This window comes from Enterobacter sp. WCHEn045836, from assembly GCF_003965585.1.
Classification (GTDB): domain Bacteria; phylum Pseudomonadota; class Gammaproteobacteria; order Enterobacterales; family Enterobacteriaceae; genus Enterobacter; species Enterobacter dissolvens.
Map to the genome: position 1 here is coordinate 53,238 of NZ_RXPT01000002.1, position 14,966 is coordinate 68,203.

The window sequence follows — 14,966 nt, forward strand, 5'->3', positions numbered from 1 at the left end:
ATCTATGACAACGCAATTACGAGGCGTAATGGCTGCACTTTTGACCCCTTTTACCCAACACCAGGCTCTGGATAAAGAGAGTCTGCGCCGTTTGGTCCAGTTCAATATTGGGCAGGGGATCGACGGGCTTTATGTTGGTGGCTCAACGGGAGAGGCGTTTGTGCAAACCCTTTCAGAGCGTGAACAGGTAATGGAAATTGTGGCGGAGGAGGCGAAGGGGAAAATCACGCTCATCGCGCATGTGGGTTGTATCAGTACGGCTGAAAGCCAGCAACTCGCCATCGCCGCCGCTCGCCTGGGCTTTGACGCAGTGTCCGCCGTCACGCCGTTTTACTATCCCTTCAGCTTTGAAGAGCATTGCGATCACTACCGCGCCATTATTGAGTCAGCAGAGGGGTTGCCGATGGTGGTCTATAACATTCCAGCATTAAGCGGCGTGAAGTTAAGTCTGGAGCAGATCAACACCCTGGTGACGCTGCCGGGTGTCGGTGCCCTGAAACAAACCTCAGGCGATCTTTTCCAGATGGAGCAGATCCGTCGCGCGCATCCTGATCTGGTGCTCTATAACGGCTATGACGAGATCTTCGCATCTGGCCTGCTGGCGGGGGCCGATGGGGGAATTGGCAGCACCTACAACATCATGGGCTGGCGCTATCAGGCGATCGCAAAAGCGGTTCGCGACGGGGATAACGCCACCGCTCAGCGCCTGCAAAGCGAGTGTAACAAGGCTATCGATCTGCTTATCAAGTCAGGTGTATTCCGTGGACTAAAAACGGTATTGCACTACATGGACGTGGTTTCCGTGCCGCTGTGCCGCAAGCCGTTTGCCCCCGTGGATGAACAATATGTGCCGGAGCTGAAAGCGCTGGCGGAGCAGTTAATGGCGGAAAAACGCTAACGCATCGCCGGATGACGCGTTGCTTGTCCGGCTAAAAATCCTGTTCGGGAGAGTGTTATGAGTATGTCTACCCAAAGCATCCCGTGGTATCGCCATCTTACGCGCCCTCAATGGCGTGCCTTCTCCGCCGCCTGGCTGGGGTATCTGCTTGATGGCTTCGATTTTGTACTGATTGCCTTAGTCCTGACAGAAGTAAAAAGTGAATTTGGCCTGACGACCGTTGAAGCGGCGAGCCTTATTTCAGCGGCATTTATCTCGCGCTGGTTCGGCGGCTTGTTGCTGGGCGCGATGGGCGACCGCTATGGCCGAAAGCTGGCGATGATCACCAGCATTGTGCTTTTTTCCTGCGGTACGCTGGCCTGCGGTTTTGCACCGGGCTACGTCACCATGTTTATCGCCCGCATGGTGATTGGGATGGAAATGGCAGGGGAGTACGGCTCCAGCGCAACCTATGTTATTGAAAGCTGGCCAAAACATCTGCGCAATAAGGCCAGCGGTTTTCTCATCTCTGGATTCTCTGTTGGTGCGGTGGTTGCGGCGCAGGTGTACAGCCTTGTGGTACCCGTCTGGGGCTGGCGGGCATTATTCTTTATCGGCATCTTGCCTATTGTCTTTGCCCTGTGGCTGCGTAAAAACATCCCGGAAGCCGGGGACTGGAAAGCGAAGCATGAAGGAAAAACCCCGGTGCACACGATGGTCGATATTCTTTATCGTGGCAAATACCGTGTGATCAACATTGCGATGACGTTGTTTGCCGGAGTGGCACTGTGGCTCTGTTTTGCGGGAGAGCTTAATAACGTCGGGATGGTGGTCATACTGGGGCTGCTGTGCGCTGTCGTTTTTATCAGCTTTATGGTGCAAAGTAGCGGCAAACGCTGGCCTACCGGCGTCACGCTGATGGTAGTGGTGCTGTTTGCCTTTCTCTACTCGTGGCCGATTCAGGCATTGCTGCCAACCTATCTGAAAACGGAGCTGGCCTACGATCCGGCTACGGTGGCTCGCGTGCTGTTCTTCAGCGGGTTTGGTGCGGCGGTAGGCTGCTGTGTAGGCGGCTTTCTTGGCGACTGGCTGGGAACGCGTAAAGCCTACGTCTGTAGCCTGCTGGCCTCGCAGCTGCTCATCATTCCGGTGTTTGCGATTGGCGGCGCTAATATCTGGGTGCTCGGGTTATTGCTCTTTTTCCAGCAGATGTTAGGTCAGGGTATTTCCGGGATTTTGCCTAAGCTGATTGGCGGCTATTACGATACCGATCAGCGGGCAGCTGGGCTTGGATTTACCTATAACGTCGGCGCTCTGGGCGGGGCGATTGCGCCGGTAGTAGGTGCACTCCTTTCACAACGAATGGAACTGGGAACCGCGCTGGGATCGCTCTCCTTTGGCCTGACGTTTGTGGTTATTCTGTTGATCGGCCTGGATATGCCGTCTCGCGTACAGCGTTGGATCAGGCCGGAAGCACTGCGCACTCATGACGCCATCGACGGTAAACCACTGAGCGGCGCTTTTCCTGCGGGGACAGTAAAAAGCGAGCAGGTGGTAAAATGACGATGCTGGCAATGGATACTGGCGCAACAATGCTCGCCGCGGCTCTGTTAGTACCAGGAGACACATTATGATTTTGGGAGAACTGCGGTCAATGGCGTCTTCCGGGTTGCCTTCTGTCCTGGCAAACGCCCTCTCGCTGGCGGTTGCTGCCCGACCTCAGGAGAAGGCGCCGGGCCACTACGAACTGCCGGGCAACGATATCTTTATGAATGTTATGCAGTTTGACACGCAGACGCCGGAACAGAAAAAGGCAGAACTGCACGCGCAATATATCGATATCCAGCTGTTGCTAGCCGGAGAAGAGCGCATTCTGTTTGGTGTTACCGGCTCTGCGCGTGAGTGCGAGGAAATGCATAACGCCGAAGATTATCAGCTTTGCAGGCGCATTGAAGGGGAGCAATTCGTCATTCTGAGACCGGGTATGTTCGTGGTGTTTATGCCGGGGGAACCGCATAAACCGGGGTGTATTACCGAATCGGCGAGAGAAATAAAAAAGGTCGTGGTGAAAGTGCGTGCCAGCCTGTTAACCGCATAAAAAAAGCCGGATGGTTATCCATCCGGCTCGTTTTTACACTTCCAGATAGTTCAGTATACCGTCTGCCGCCTTACGCCCTTCGGCAATCGCTGTGACCACCAGGTCAGAGCCACGAACGATATCACCACCGGCAAAGATTTTCGGGTTGCTGGTCTGGAACGCATTGTCACTGCCTTCTGGCGCGATAATGCGACCCTGTGAATCCAGCTCAACGCTGTGTTTCGCCAGCCACTCCATGCTGTGAGGGCGGAAACCGAACGCCATCACTACGGCATCGGCCGGGATCACATGCTCAGAGCCAGCCACGATCTCCGCACGACGACGGCCTTTGGCATCCGGCGCACCCATCTCGGTACGCGCCATCTTCACGCCGCTCACCTTGCCGTTGGCATTCACTTCAATACCCAGAGGCTGGATGTTGAACTGGAACTCCACACCCTCTTCACGCGCGTTTTTCACTTCGCGTTTGGAGCCTGGCATGTTTTCTTCGTCACGACGGTAAGCACAGATCACGTGCGCCGCGTTCTGGCGAATGGAGGTACGCACGCAGTCCATCGCGGTATCACCGCCGCCCAGCACCACCACGCGTTTGCCTTCCATACTGACGAAAGGCTCATCAGCCGTTTCGCCATAACCCATGATCTGCTTGGTGTTGGCAATCAGGAACGGCAGCGCGTCGTAGACGCCCGGCGCGTCTTCGTTCTCCAGCCCACCACGCATGGACTGATAGGTGCCCACGCCGAGGAACACGGCGTCGTAATCTTTCAGCAGATCGTCGAGCTGCACGTCGCGGCCCACTTCCACATTCAGTTTGAACTCAATGCCCATGCCGGTGAAGATTTCACGGCGGCGGGTCATCACCTCTTTCTCCAGCTTAAAGGCCGGGATACCGAAGGTCAGCAGGCCGCCGATCTCCGGATGACGGTCAAAGACCACCGCCTTCACGCCGTTACGGGTCAGGACATCTGCACAGGCCAGGCCCGCCGGGCCTGCACCGATAATCGCCACGCGCTTGTCGGTTTGCTTCACGCCGGTCATATCCGGACGCCAGCCCATCTCAAACGCTTTATCGTTGATGTAGCGCTCAATGTTACCGATGGTCACTGCGCCAAACTCATCATTCAGCGTACAGGAGCCTTCACACAGACGGTCCTGCGGGCACACGCGGCCGCACACTTCCGGCAGGGTGTTGGTCTGGTGAGAAAGCTCAGCGGCTTCGAAAATACGCCCTTCGTTGGCCAGCTTCAGCCAGTTCGGGATGTAGTTATGGACCGGACATTTCCACTCACAGTAAGGGTTACCGCAGGACAGGCAGCGGTCTGCCTGTGCTTTGGCCTGGCCTTCTGAAAACGGCTCATAGATTTCTACAAATTCAATTTTACGGATCTTCAGCGGTTTCTTTGGCGGATCAACACGCTGCAGGTCTATAAACTGGTATACGTTCTGGCTCATCTGAATTCCTTACTGCGCCTGCACACGCAGCTCTGCTGCGCTACGACTACGGTGACCCAACAGGGCTTTAACATCGCTGGACTTCGGTTTAACCAGCGCGAATTTCGCAGAGAACGCCGGCCAGTTCGCCAGGATCTCTTCGCCGCGCGAAGAACCGGTATGCTGCACGTGTTCGGTAATCAAACCGCGCAGGTGTTCTTCGTGGATCGCCAGCGTATCAACGTCCAGCACTTCCACCAGTTCCGGGTTCACGCGTTTGCGGAACTCGCCGTCTTCATCCAGGACGTAAGCAAAACCACCTGTCATGCCTGCGCCAAAGTTCACGCCGGTTTTACCCAGCACGCACACAATCCCGCCCGTCATGTATTCACAGCCGTTATCGCCAATGCCTTCCACCACGGTGATGGCACCGGAGTTACGCACCGCAAAACGCTCACCCGCACGGCCCGCGGCAAACAGACGACCGCCGGTTGCTCCATACAGACAGGTGTTACCGATGATGCTCGCTTCGTGACTGCGGAACGCTGAGCCCACCGGAGGACGCACGGCCAGCAGACCCCCCGCCATGCCTTTACCGACGTAGTCGTTGGCATCGCCAGTCAGGTACAGCTCAACGCCGCCGGCGTTCCACACGCCGAAGCTTTGACCCGCCGTACCGCTGAAGTGCGCGGTGATCGGATCCGCTGCCAGCCCCTGGTCGCCATGTGTTTGCGCGATGTAACCAGAGAGCGACGCGCCCACAGAGCGGTCGGTGTTGCGGATATCAAACCAGAACGTTTTGCTCTGCTTCTCATCTACATACGGCTTTGCCTGCTGCAGCAGCTGCGCGTTCAGCACGCCATTGTCGAACGGCGGGTTATTCTCGGTGCAGTAGACCGCTTTACCCGGATGCGGCTCGGCCGTTTCCAGCAGCTTGCCGAGATCCAGTTTCTGCTGTTTGGCAGTGAAACCGTCCAGCTCTTTCAGCAGGTCGGTACGGCCAATCAGATCCACCAGACGCTTCACGCCCAGTTGCGCCATCAGCTCGCGGGTTTCGCGGGCGATAAAGTCAAAGTAGTTCGTCACTTTGAACGGCAGGCCGTGATAGTGGTTCTTACGCAGTTTCTCATCCTGGGTTGCCACACCGGTCGCACAGTTGTTCAGGTGGCAAATACGCAGGTATTTACAGCCCAGCGCAACCATCGGGCCGGTACCAAAGCCAAAGCTTTCCGCACCCAGAATCGCCGCTTTGATGATGTCGAGGCCGGTTTTCAGGCCGCCATCCACCTGCAGACGGATCTTATGACGCAGACCGTTCGCCACCAGCGCCTGTTGGGTTTCCACCAGGCCAAGCTCCCACGGGCAGCCCGCGTATTTCACGGAGGAGAGCGGGCTTGCGCCGGTACCGCCGTCATAACCGGCGATGGTGATGAGATCCGCATAGGCTTTCGCCACGCCGGTAGCGATGGTGCCGACGCCCGGTTCGGAAACCAGCTTCACGGAGATCATCGCTTTCGGGTTGACCTGTTTCAGGTCGAAAATCAGCTGCGCTAAGTCCTCGATAGAGTAGATATCGTGGTGCGGCGGCGGGGAGATCAGCGTCACGCCCGGTACGGAATAGCGCAGTTTGGCGATGTACGGGGTGACTTTATCACCCGGCAGCTGACCGCCTTCGCCCGGTTTCGCACCCTGAGCGACTTTAATCTGAATGACGTCAGCGTTGACCAGGTACGCTGGCGTTACGCCAAAGCGACCAGATGCCACCTGCTTGATACGGGACACTTTATTGGTGCCGTAGCGGGCAGGATCTTCACCGCCTTCACCGGAGTTAGAGTTACCGCCGATGCTGTTCATCGCTTCGGCCAGCGCCTCGTGGGCTTCCGGGCTCAATGCACCGATGGACATCGCGGCGGTGTCGAAGCGTTTGAACAGCTCAGACGCCGGCTCCACCTCGTTAATGCTGACTGCTTCATCACCCGGATTCAGCGCCAGCAGGTCGCGCAGCGTGGCCGCCGGGCGCTCGTTAACCAGTTTTGCATACTGCTGATAATCGCTGTACTCGCCGCTCTGAACGGCCTGTTGCAGCGTGCGCACCACGTCCGGGTTGTAGGCGTGATATTCGCCACCGTGAACGTATTTCAGCAGACCGCCTTGCTCCAGCGGCTTACGTGCCAGCCAGGCGCGTTTCGACAGGTTCACCAGATCCTGCTGGAAGTCGGCAAAACCGGCTCCGCCGATACGGCTGACCACGCCCTGGAAGCAGAGATTTGCGACCTCATTATGCAGACCAACCGCTTCAAACAGCTTCGAGCAACGGTAGGAGGCAATGGTCGAGATGCCCATTTTGGACATGATCTTATACAGGCCTTTGTTGATGCCGTTACGGTAGTTCAGCATCACTGCACGGTAGTCTTTGTCGATCGCGCGGGTATCGACCAGACGTGCCAGCGTTTCGTAGGCCAGGTATGGATAAATCGCCGTCGCACCAAAACCTAACAGTACGGCAAAGTGGTGTGGGTCGCGTGCGCTTGCGGTTTCAACAATGATGTTGGCGTCGCAGCGCAGGCTCTTATCGACCAGACGCGTCTGGATAGCACCCACCGCCATCGGCGCAGGCACCGGCAGGCGGTTCTTCGCGATATTACGGTCAGACAGCACCAGCAGAACGGTACCGTTACGTACCATCTGTTCAGCTTTGTCACACAGCGCGTTCACCGTCTCTTCGAGGCTCGCTTCAGTCACGTCGAAGGTGATATCGAGCGTGTCGGCGCGGTAGTGATCCTCTTTCAGCGTGGTGAGCTGTTTGAAATCGGAGTAGAGCAGGATCGGCGATTTAAAGGTCAGGCGGTGGGCCTGGCCTTCAGCTTCGCAGAAAACGTTCATCTCGCGACCAATACTGGTAGCCAATGACATGACGTGTGCTTCACGCAGCGGATCGATTGGCGGGTTGGTCACCTGCGCAAACTGTTGACGGAAGTAGTCATAAATTACACGCGGCTGGCTGGAGAGCACGGCAAACGGGGTATCGTCACCCATGGAGCCGACCGCTTCCTGGCCGTTTTCACCCAGTACGCGGATGACGGAGTCCAGCTCTTCCGCGCTGTAGTTAAATTGTTTCTGGAAACTCGCCAGCGTATCGTCGTCCAGTTCGCGGCTGCCCACTTCTTCATCCGGCAGATCTTCGAACGGCACCAGACGGCGCACGTTTTTCTCCATCCACTCTTTGTATGGATGGCGGCTCTTCAGGTCGTGGTCGGTTTCAGCGGAGTGCAGAATACGTCCACCGCGGGTATCGATAACCATCAGCTCGCCCGGGCCAACGCGGCCTTTCTCAACCACTTCGTCAGGCTGGTAATCCCAGATACCGACTTCAGAGGCACAGGTGATGAGCTTATCTTTGGTGATGACATAGCGCGCCGGACGCAGGCCGTTACGGTCCAGGTTACAGGCGGCAAAACGACCGTCGGACATGACGATGCCCGCCGGACCATCCCACGGCTCCATGTGCATGGAGTTAAAATCGAAGAAGGCGCGCAGCTCCGGATCCATATCCGGGTTGTTCTGCCAGGCTGGTGGCACCAGCAGACGCATGGCACGAACAATATCCATGCCGCCTGCCAGCAGCAGTTCCAGCATGTTATCCATCGAGCTGGAGTCAGAGCCGGTTTCGTTAACGAACGGCGCGGCATCGTGCAGGTCCGGGATCAGTGGGGTCTGGAACTTATAGGTACGGGCGCGTGCCCACTGGCGGTTACCGGTGATGGTGTTGATCTCACCGTTGTGCGCCAGATAGCGGAACGGCTGTGCCAGCGGCCAGCGTGGCACGGTGTTGGTGGAGAAGCGCTGGTGGAACAGGCAAATGGCCGATTCCAGACGCAGATCCGCCAGGTCCAGGTAGAAGCGCGGCAGGTCAGCCGGCATACACAGACCTTTATAAATGTTCACCAGATTCGAGAGGCTACAGACGTAGAACTCTTTATCGTCCTGGAGACGTTTTTCAATGCGGCGGCGAGCGATAAACAGACGGCGTTCCATATCACGTGGACGCCAGCCCGCAGGCGCATTAACAAAAATCTGTTCAATACGAGGCAGCGAGGAGAGGGCGATTTCACCGAGCACCCCTTCGTTGGTTGGCACATCGCGCCAGCCGACAATAGACAGGGTTTCACGCTGAAGTTCTTCTTCGACGATGCGGCGTGAGGCGGCAGCTTTTTCAGGATCCTGATTCAGGAACAGCATACCGACAGCGTAGTTTTTGGCTAAACGCCAGCCGCGCTCTTCCGCTACGATACGGAAGAAACGATCCGGTTTTTGCAGCAGCAGACCGCAACCGTCGCCGGTTTTACCATCGGCAAGGATGGCACCACGGTGCTGCATACGGGCCAGTGCGTGAATAGCAGTACGCACTACCTTGTGGCTAGGTTCGCCTTCTATGTGGGCGATCAGGCCGAAACCACAGTTATCCTTCTCAAGGGATTTATCGTACAACATATCAGTGAACCTCCCCAGGCTCGTCGGGCTTCCCACTGAACCGTGGCGCACAGGCACAGAAAGAGCATGGCGACGGGGTTTGCGTTTCATACGCGGACCTCGCATTCGCCCTCTTTTTCATCCTTTCGCGCAGGTAAACAAGTTTGAGGACTTGCTTCAGAGGGAAATCTCAATTACTGCATAAATATGATGAGCAGGCCGCTCATCCAGAAAGCTTCCAGCGGATTTCCAACTTATCGGGAATTGGTACACAGGTCAAATGGCAATCTTATTTATACAAAAATGTGCTAAAGATAAGTTATGTTATTGTATGTAAAAGGTATTTAACTATTTTTACAACCACCTGGCGCCCGGGGAAGTCGCCGAGGAGTGTGATCTGACTCACTATATGAAAGCGGTATTATCGATGCAGCGTGCTGAATAGCGGTTTTTTAGCAGAATAATACGCTGTCATGGAGTTTAAACCCGCATAAAGACACTGTTTTTCAATGCTGGCGTGATAAATGAAAAAAACAATCAGAACATAAGGAAAAGTAATCACGTCTGGCGTGAATGAAATTGCAGTAATCTTGAGTATTTATTCATGAGGATAATGGCCATCCAGGGCGATTGATCCAGGTCATCGCCGACGGTGGCTAAAAATGGCAGGCTTGTCCCCTTTCTTCGGGACGGTCTATCAGATTATGCAGTTACAGAAATTAGTCAATATGTTTGGTGGGGATCTTTTGCAGCGCTACGGGCAAAAGGTTCACAAGCTGACGCTGCATGGCGGTTTTAGCTGCCCGAACCGCGATGGCACTCTCGGACGTGGTGGCTGTACGTTCTGCAACGTGGCTTCGTTTGCGGACGAAGCGCTGCAGCATAAATCTATCGCGGAACAGCTCGCGCATCAGGCCCGTCTTGTGAACCGGGCAAAGCAGTATCTGGCCTATTTTCAGGCCTACACCAGCACATGGGCGGAAGTGCAGGTGCTGCGTTCCCTGTATCAGCAGGCGGTCAGCCAGGCCAATATTGTGGGGTTGTGCGTAGGCACGCGACCGGACTGCGTGCCGGACGCGGTGCTGGATCTACTCAGCGAGTACCAGGATCAAGGGTACGAGATCTGGCTGGAACTGGGTTTGCAAACGGCTCATGACAAAACGTTGCATCGTATTAACCGTGGGCATGATTTTGCCTGCTATCAGCGCACCACTCGCCTGGCGCGCGAGCGCGGGTTGAAGGTCTGCTCGCATCTGATTGCCGGTCTGCCGGGCGAAGGGCTGCAGCATGGCCTGGAGACGCTGGAAAAAGTCGTTGAAACGGGCGTAGACGGGATCAAGCTGCACCCGCTGCATATCGTCCAGGGCAGCATTATGGCCAAAGCGTGGCAAGCCGGACGATTAAACGGCATTCCACTTGATGAGTATACGGAAACGGCAGGGGAGATGATCCGCCATACGCCGCCCGAGATTGTCTACCACCGCATCTCCGCCAGCGCCCGCCGTCCAACGCTTCTGGCACCGCTGTGGTGTGAGAACCGTTGGACGGGGATGGTGGAAATTGACCGCTATCTGCATGAGCACGGTGTGCAAGGATCGGCGCTGGGAAGACCGTGGGTTGCCCCGCTACCGACGGCGACCGCCTAACAAACTCCCCAGCATGCCGCGCACAATCTGATTCGTGACCTGCCGCGCGGCGCTTTTCGCCATCGTCTGTACAACGCCATCGCGCTTGCCGCCGCGCGGCCCGGTGCTGCCAAACAAAATGTCTTTCAGCCCACCCAGAATGCCGTCATCCACCGCGACTGACTGGCCTTTGGCAGGAGGCGCATCCTGCGATTCGGTGGTGGCCTGTACGCCTTTTTGTAGCATCTCGAAGGCAGATTCACGATCCACTTCGTCTTCGTATTTCCCGTAAACCGGGGAGTGGTTAATCAGGGCATTGCGCTCATCGTCTGTCACCGGTCCCATCCGCGAGCAAGGGGCAATCACCATGGCACGTTCCACAATGGACGGGCTGCCCTTGGCATCAAGGAACGAAATCAGCGCTTCACCGGTGCCCAGCGCCTGGATCGCCGCTTCGGTATTAAAGTCCGGATTCGCGCGCATGGTTTGTGCGGCAGCTTTGACGGCTTTCTGATCTTTTGGCGTAAAGGCGCGCAGGGCGTGCTGGACGCGGTTACCGAGTTGTCCCAGTACGTTATCGGGGATATCCGACGGGTTTTGCGAGACAAACCAGACGCCGACGCCTTTGGAGCGGATCAGGCGGATAACCTGCTCGATCTTGTCCAGCAGCACCTGCGGTGCGTCGTTAAACAGCAGGTGCGCTTCATCAAAGAAGAACACCAGCTTCGGCTTCTCAAGGTCGCCCGCCTCTGGCAGCTGTTCGTAAAGTTCAGAGAGCATCCACAGCAGGCTGGCGGCGTAGAGTTTCGGCATCTGGTAGAGCTTCTCTGAACTCAGGATATTAATGATGCCCTTGCCGCTGCTGTCGGTGCGCATCCAGTCTTTGATATCCAGCATCGGCTCGCCGAAGAAATGTTCTGCCCCCTGTTGCTCCAGCGTCAGTAACCCGCGCTGAATAGCCCCTACTGAGGCACTGCTGATGTTGCCGTACTGGTTCTGGAAAGATTTAGCGTTATCGCCGATGTACTGGGTAATGGCGCGCAGATCTTTGAAATCAAGCAGCAGCAGCCCCTGGTCATCGGCAATACGGAAGATGATGTTCAACACCCCGGACTGGACATCGTTGAGGTTCAGGAGACGGGCCAGCAGCAGCGGGCCAAGATCGGAGACGGTGGCTCGTACCGGATGACCTTTCTCACCAAAAATATCCCAGACAACAACCGGGTTGTTGTGGGGCGTCCAGTCATTGACGCCGATATTTTTCAGGCGCTCAATCAGTTTCTCGGACGGAGTCCCCTCCTGAGCCACACCGGTTAAATCGCCTTTTACATCGGCCATAAAGACCGGCACGCCAATCTCAGAGAGCGATTCGGCCAGCTTCTGCAGGGTCACGGTTTTCCCTGTCCCGGTGGCACCGGTGATCAGGCCGTGACGGTTCGCCATCGCAGGCAGTAAAAACAGCTCTTTCTCCAGCGTCCTGGCAATCAACAATGGTGTACTCATGATACTCATCCTCTCTTAGTCCTCGGTGGAGTATAGGCAACCTGACGGCAAAATGGCGGTAAAAATTCCTTACTTTGCGGCGTATTACCCAGCGCGGACTATGCTTTTGCATACGGTTCACAACATGTTGGGAATGTATGTCCAGATTCTTTTTTAATAATCGCAAACAACTGGTCAACGATGCTATTGAAGGCATTCTGATTTCTGCTCCGCACGGCAATCTCGTCAAGCTCGATGTTGATCCCGCCATTCGCATTGTGGCGCGCAGCGACTGTGACAAGAGCCGCGTGGCGGTGATCTCCGGTGGCGGCTCAGGGCATGAACCGGCACATGCCGGGTTTGTTGGTAAAGGGATGCTCACGGCGGCGGTCTGTGGCGACCTGTTCGCCTCGCCGAGCGTGGATGCGGTGCTGAATGCCATTGTGGCGGTAACGGGCGACCGTGGCTGCCTGCTGATCGTTAAAAACTACACCGGTGACCGCCTGAACTTTGGCCTGGCGGCAGAAAAGGCTAAACGCTACGGCCTGAAGGTGGAGATGGTGATTGTGGCAGACGATATTGCGCTGCCGGACAACAAACAGCCGCGCGGCATTGCCGGTACGGCGCTGGTTCATAAGATCGCGGGTTATGCCGCAGAGCATGGAAAATCGCTAAGTGAAGTGCGTGATATTGCGCAACAGGCCTGCGATAACCTCTGGAGCCTGGGCGTTGCGATGCAAACGTGTAATTTGCCGGGAAGCGACGAGGAAGAAGGGCGCATTAAGCAAGGCCATGTCGAGCTGGGTCTGGGCATTCATGGTGAGCCGGGGGCTTCCGTCGTGGATACGCAGAACAGCAAAGCGATTATCGACACGCTGGTGACGCCGCTTAAGACTCAGGCCGGAGACGGGCGCTTCGCAGTGTTAATCAATAACCTGGGTGGGGTATCAGCGCTTGAGATGGCTCTGCTCACCAAAGAGCTGGCGCACTCGGCCCTGAAAGAGAACATTGCGTACCTGATTGGCCCGGCACCACTGGTGAGCGCCCTGGATATGAAGGGCTTTTCGCTGACGCTGCTGAAGCTGAACGATCTGTTCGAGAAAGCCCTTCATGAAGAGGTGGAGACGCTGGGCTGGCAGAAGCCGGTGGCGTTTGCACCGTTGCGGACCCAGGAGCATAGCGCGATCCACGACCGCGTGGAGTTTACCCCGTCCGCGAATCCGCAGGTGGGCGAGTATGTCTCTGTGGCGACAAACACCCTGATTCGACTGGAAAACCGTCTTAACGCGCTGGATGCGAAAGTGGGGGATGGCGATACCGGATCCACCTTTGCGCAAGGGGCGCGGGAGATTGCGCAGCGTCTGGAGGAGAACAACCTGCCCCTTAACGATGTGTCGACATTACTCCTGCTGGTGGGGGAGCGGCTGGCAACGGTGATGGGCGGATCGAGCGGCGTATTAATGTCGATCTTCTTCACGGCGGCCGGGCAAAAGCTGCATGACGGACAATCGCTTGCGGATGCCTTGCTGAGCGGGCTGGCACAAATGAAGCAGTATGGCGGGGCCGATCTTGGCGATCGCACACTGATCGACGCGCTGCAACCGGCGCTGGAGGCATTACAGAAAGGGGATCTTAAGGCAGCAGCGCAGGCGGCACAGCAGGGCGCAGAGGCAACGGCCAGAATGGGCAAAGCAGGTGCGGGGCGCTCGTCGTATGTGAATAAAGAGAATCTTGATGGGGTAATGGATCCGGGGGCGGTCGCGGTGGCAGAGGTGTTTAAGGCCATGGTAGAAGCAAAACGGTAACAACCGTTACCGTTTTTAGTGTTTGCGCCCTCTCCCCGTGGGAGAGGGTTGGGGTGAGGGCATCAGGCCACACATACCCCGGCACAATCACATCAAAAATCCGCTTTCAACACCACGCGATAACGGGCTTTGCCGTCACGCACGTGCTGAATAGCTTCGTTGATTTTCGACATCGGATAGAGTTCGGTGGTGGGAGACACTTTCGTGCGCCCGGCGAACTTCATCAGTTTGCGCAACTCGTACGGCGTACCGGTTGCAGAGCCGGACACGCTGCGATCCCCGCCGATCAGGGTAAATGCCGGAACCGGTAGCGGCTTCAGCACGGCACCCACCGTATGGAAGTTACCGCCGTAGGCCAGCGCTTCAAAGTACGGCTGCCAGTCGAGATCGACATTAACGGTGTTAATGATCAGATCGAATTGACCTGCCAGCGCGTTCAGGGCTTCCGGATCGCGGCTGTTCACCACTTTATCCGCCCCCATCGCCAGCACTTCTTGCTCTTTCGCCGGGTTAGAACTGAACGCCGTTACTTCACAGCCCATTGCGTGCAGCAGCTTGATGGCGATATGACCCAGACCCCCGATGCCAATCACGCCCACACGGCTGGTGGCAGTAATATGGTGCATCAGCAGCGGTTTAAACACGGTAATCCCGCCGCACAGCAGCGGGCCTGCGGATTCGATATCAATGCTGTCCGGCAGCGGAATGACCCATTGCCAGTCGGCGCGCAGTTTATCGGCAAAACCGCCCTTGTTGAGGATGGTTGGCACGGCGCCTTCAAGGCAGTTGATCTGGTTACCGCTGATACAGGCGTCGCAATGACCGCAGCTGCGTGCCGTCCAGCCAATACCCACGCGCTGGCCTACTTTCAGGCCTTTGTCCTGCGCAGTGCTACCGAGCGCCACGACGCGGCCAATGACCTCGTGTCCGGCGACCAGTGGATAGCTTGAAAAGCCCCATTCGTTGTCGATCATGGAGAGATCCGAGTGGCAGATCCCGCAGTAATCAACCTGTACTTCGACGTCTTCTGCTTTTAGTTCGCCCGCATCGTACTCGTACAGCTCAAGTTCTGCACCCGCCTGCGGTGCGGCGTAGCTTTTTATCTTCGACATCGTGTTTCCCCCGTTGTGGTGTGAACTGAGAGTGTAGAGCATTCAGTTAACCATCGCTTAACAGAA

9 protein-coding genes are annotated in these 14,966 nt (G+C 56.5%); 5 read left to right on the forward strand and 4 right to left on the reverse strand.

Annotated features, from left to right (window positions below; genetic code table 11):
* Positions 1-4: 4 nt before the first annotated feature.
* The 3 genes from nanA to nanQ all read left to right on the forward strand — a co-directional run bounded on the left by nanA (position 5) and on the right by nanQ (position 2,975).
* Positions 5-898, forward strand: a complete 894-nt coding sequence (gene nanA / locus EKN38_RS02645) for an N-acetylneuraminate lyase (RefSeq protein ID WP_014833473.1) — start codon at positions 5-7, stop codon at positions 896-898.
* Positions 899-955: 57 nt separating this feature from the next.
* A complete protein-coding gene (locus tag EKN38_RS02650) occupies positions 956-2,440 on the forward strand; it encodes an MFS transporter (RefSeq protein ID WP_126521619.1) in 1,485 nt (494 codons plus the stop codon).
* Positions 2,441-2,507: 67 nt separating this feature from the next.
* Complete coding sequence (gene nanQ / locus EKN38_RS02655; protein WP_014833471.1) at positions 2,508-2,975, forward strand: N-acetylneuraminate anomerase; 468 nt, start codon at positions 2,508-2,510, stop codon at positions 2,973-2,975.
* Positions 2,976-3,008: 33 nt separating this feature from the next.
* Here the strand turns inward: nanQ and gltD are convergent, their stop codons facing one another.
* Positions 3,009-4,427 (reverse strand): glutamate synthase subunit GltD, encoded by a 1,419-nt coding sequence (gene gltD / locus EKN38_RS02660; RefSeq protein ID WP_014833470.1) that lies wholly within the window; start codon positions 4,425-4,427, stop codon positions 3,009-3,011.
* Between the two features lie 9 nt (positions 4,428-4,436).
* The gene (gltB, locus tag EKN38_RS02665; protein WP_014833469.1) at positions 4,437-8,897 is read right to left on the reverse strand and encodes a glutamate synthase large subunit; all 4,461 of its coding nucleotides are present in this window, start codon (positions 8,895-8,897) and stop codon (positions 4,437-4,439) included.
* A 683-nt stretch (positions 8,898-9,580) separates the two neighbouring features.
* Between gltB and EKN38_RS02670 the strand changes: the two genes are divergently transcribed.
* Positions 9,581-10,522, forward strand: a complete 942-nt coding sequence (locus tag EKN38_RS02670; protein WP_126521749.1) for a TIGR01212 family radical SAM protein — start codon at positions 9,581-9,583, stop codon at positions 10,520-10,522.
* Here the strand turns inward: EKN38_RS02670 and EKN38_RS02675 are convergent.
* Positions 10,502-12,004, reverse strand: coding sequence for a helicase HerA-like C-terminal domain-containing protein (locus EKN38_RS02675; protein ID WP_014833467.1), 1,503 nt, complete (start codon positions 12,002-12,004; stop codon positions 10,502-10,504). The genes EKN38_RS02670 and EKN38_RS02675 overlap by 21 nt on opposite strands.
* A gap of 137 nt (positions 12,005-12,141) precedes the next feature.
* Here EKN38_RS02675 and EKN38_RS02680 point away from each other — a divergent pair, with 137 nt between their 5' ends.
* Positions 12,142-13,788, forward strand: coding sequence for a glycerone kinase (locus EKN38_RS02680; RefSeq protein WP_126521621.1), 1,647 nt, complete (start codon positions 12,142-12,144; stop codon positions 13,786-13,788).
* A gap of 92 nt (positions 13,789-13,880) precedes the next feature.
* Here EKN38_RS02680 and EKN38_RS02685 read toward each other — a convergent pair whose 3' ends face one another.
* Positions 13,881-14,900 carry an NAD(P)-dependent alcohol dehydrogenase gene (locus tag EKN38_RS02685; protein WP_014833465.1) on the reverse strand — a complete coding sequence of 340 codons (1,020 nt, stop codon included), beginning with the start codon at positions 14,898-14,900 and terminating at the stop codon, positions 13,881-13,883.
* Positions 14,901-14,966: the final 66 nt, after the last annotated feature.

Coding starts and splice junctions, on each gene's coding strand:
- EKN38_RS02680 (WP_126521621.1), top strand. CDS start 12,142: ATGTCCAGATTCTTTTTTAATAATCGCAAACAACTGGTCAACGATGCT.
- EKN38_RS02675 (WP_014833467.1), bottom strand. CDS start 12,004: ATGAGTACACCATTGTTGATTGCCAGGACGCTGGAGAAAGAGCTGTTT.
- nanQ (WP_014833471.1), top strand. CDS start 2,508: ATGATTTTGGGAGAACTGCGGTCAATGGCGTCTTCCGGGTTGCCTTCT.
- EKN38_RS02650 (WP_126521619.1), top strand. CDS start 956: ATGAGTATGTCTACCCAAAGCATCCCGTGGTATCGCCATCTTACGCGC.
- EKN38_RS02685 (WP_014833465.1), bottom strand. CDS start 14,900: ATGTCGAAGATAAAAAGCTACGCCGCACCGCAGGCGGGTGCAGAACTT.
- EKN38_RS02670 (WP_126521749.1), top strand. CDS start 9,581: ATGCAGTTACAGAAATTAGTCAATATGTTTGGTGGGGATCTTTTGCAG.
- nanA (WP_014833473.1), top strand. CDS start 5: ATGACAACGCAATTACGAGGCGTAATGGCTGCACTTTTGACCCCTTTT.
- gltD (WP_014833470.1), bottom strand. CDS start 4,427: ATGAGCCAGAACGTATACCAGTTTATAGACCTGCAGCGTGTTGATCCG.
- gltB (WP_014833469.1), bottom strand. CDS start 8,897: ATGTTGTACGATAAATCCCTTGAGAAGGATAACTGTGGTTTCGGCCTG.